This window comes from Moorena sp. SIO4G3 (assembly GCF_010692305.1).
GTDB lineage: Bacteria > Cyanobacteriota > Cyanobacteriia > Cyanobacteriales > Coleofasciculaceae > Moorena > Moorena producens_A.
On the sequence record NZ_JAAHIG010000775.1, the window covers coordinates 1 to 1004 of the forward strand.

Genomic DNA, 1004 nt, shown 5'->3' on the forward strand with positions numbered 1-1004 from the left:
TGCGTCGCTGAATGAGGCAAACTTGGCGGGGGCAGATTTGTATGGTGCCCAACTCAGTGGGGTTGATTTGAGTGGAGCCCGATTAATTGCGGTGGTGCTGGATCAGGCTCAGCTGGATGGTGCAAAAATGGTGCGGGTTTATTTGAGCGATGCGAGTTTGCAGCAGAGTAATTTGCGAGGTGCGGATCTGAATCGGGCTTATCTGAGTGGAACCCGCTTTAATGGAGCGAATCTCCAACATGCGGATCTTCATGGTGTGAACTTGTTAAGTGCAGACCTGAGCCAGGTTGATCTGAGCTTTGCCAGCTTAAACCGCGCCTATATGAGCGACACAACTTTAGAACAGGCTAATCTTGCTCAAGCCGATCTCAGAGCTGCTGATCTGACCCGAGCCCGGCTGCATCGTACTACTGCCGCACAAGCGATTTTCAAAGGTAATTCTGGGCTTTCGGTGCAACAACGGGTTGCTTTGATCAACGCTGGAGCGATTGTTCATCCTCTTCTCCCGATTGACGAGCCAGATCTGGATGTGGATGAGGTTGATCGTAGAGTTGAGGAATTTAAGCATGATTTTGAAGATAGATTATTGGATCTCAAGTACACGTTTCAGTTTTTTCAGGAAAGTGTCGATGTTCTGAATGCAACGGTGGATGATTATGTTGTGGCTGGGCGTAACAACATTCCAACGGTGATTTTGCCCCTGATAGCTGAATTCAGAAAGGCGATTGATGGGTTTCATCAAGAAGTTACTGGTTACGAAGCCGATCGGCGGGCAAGGATCAACAACCATGAACTTGCGCATTGGCATTGTGAAGATTTCAGTGATGAGAACATCCATATCCGAAACGCAATTTATAAGCTCACTCAATATATTCGGCAGATTCGGCAGATTTGGCGATCGCTCTAACATCAACCCCGCTCTTCACACCGAGGCTGTCGCCAGAAACGCTTCCACTGCCTGATTAAAAGCAAGGGGTTGGACCAAAAAAGCCCAGTGATTCCCA

1 protein-coding gene is annotated in these 1004 nt (G+C 48.3%); it reads left to right on the forward strand.

Annotated elements, in window-relative coordinates:
- Positions 1–907, forward strand: a 907-nt coding sequence (locus F6J99_RS45360; protein ID WP_293124074.1) for a pentapeptide repeat-containing protein, incomplete at its 5' end; no start/stop codon positions are given.
- Positions 908–1004 lie beyond the last annotated feature (97 nt).